The organism is Streptomyces sichuanensis (assembly GCF_020328095.1).
Classification (GTDB): Bacteria; Actinomycetota; Actinomycetes; order Streptomycetales; family Streptomycetaceae; genus Streptomyces; species Streptomyces cinnamoneus.
The window spans coordinates 1-1,116 of record NZ_JAIXMK010000178.1; the positions used below are offsets into that span (position 1 = coordinate 1).

At 79.1% G+C, this 1,116-nt stretch carries 1 protein-coding gene; it reads left to right on the forward strand.

Annotated elements, in window-relative coordinates:
• On the forward strand, window positions 1-1,116 hold a 1,116-nt coding region (locus LE181_RS29950; RefSeq protein ID WP_263869579.1), incomplete at both ends, for an ATP-binding protein.

A 1,116-nucleotide genomic window follows, 5' to 3' on the forward strand; every position in this document is an offset into this window, starting at 1 on the left:
GCGCCCGCCCCGAGTGGTGCAGGCGTGCCGGTGTCCTCGCCGTACGGCGCCGTGTCCCCCGCCGTGGACGGGACCGCCGGGCACGCGCCCGCCCCGAGTGGTGCAGCCGTGCCGGGCGTCGGAGTCGCGCCGTACGGCGCCGTGTCCCCGCCCGCCGGCGGGGCGGCCGCCGCCCCTGCGGCGCTCGGCGTTCCGCACGGGGCCGGTGGGGTGCCGGGTGCGCGGGGGAATTTGCGGGCGCGGCTCACGTCCTTCGTCGGGCGGGAGCGGGAGATCACGCTGATCCGGGAAGACCTGGTGCGGCACCGGCTGGTGACGCTGCTCGGGCCCGGCGGTGCGGGCAAGACACGGCTGTCGCAGGAGGCCGCCGAGGCGGCCGCGCCGGCGGACGGGCGCTGGCCCGACGGGGTGTGGCTCGCGGAGCTGGCGCCCGTGGACGACGCCGAGACCGTGCCCGAGGCGGTGCTCACCGCGCTCGGAGCGCGCGAGACCGTCGTGCGCGGCACCGCCGCCGAGGGGCTGCGGGCCGCCGCCGACGCCACCGCGCTCGACCCGCTGGCACGGCTCGCCGAGCACTGCGCGCGCCGCCGCATGCTGCTCGTCCTCGACAACTGCGAGCACGTCGTCGACGCCGCCGCCCGCCTCGCCGAGACGCTCCTCGCGCACTGTCCGGGCGTCACCGTGCTCGCCACCAGCCGGGAACCCCTCGCCGTGCCCGGCGAGCTGGTGCGGCCCGTCGAGCCGCTGCCCGACCCCGTCGCCCTGCGGCTGCTCGCCGACCGCGGTGCCGCCGCCCGGCCCGGCTTCCGGGTGGAGGACGACCCGGCGGCCTGTGCCGAGATCTGCCGTCGCCTGGACGGCCTGCCGCTCGCCATCGAACTCGCCGCCGCCCGGCTGCGCCTGCTCACCCCCCGCGGCCTCGCCGACCGCCTCGACGACCGCTTCCGGCTGCTGACCTCCGGCAGCCGCACCGTGCTGCCGCGCCAGCAGACGCTGCGCGCGGTCGTGGACTGGTCGTGGGACCTGCTGGACGCGCCCGAACGCGCCGTCCTGCGCCGCCTGTCCGTCTTCTCCGGCGGCTGCGACCTGTCCGCCGCCGAGGAGGTCTGCGCCGAC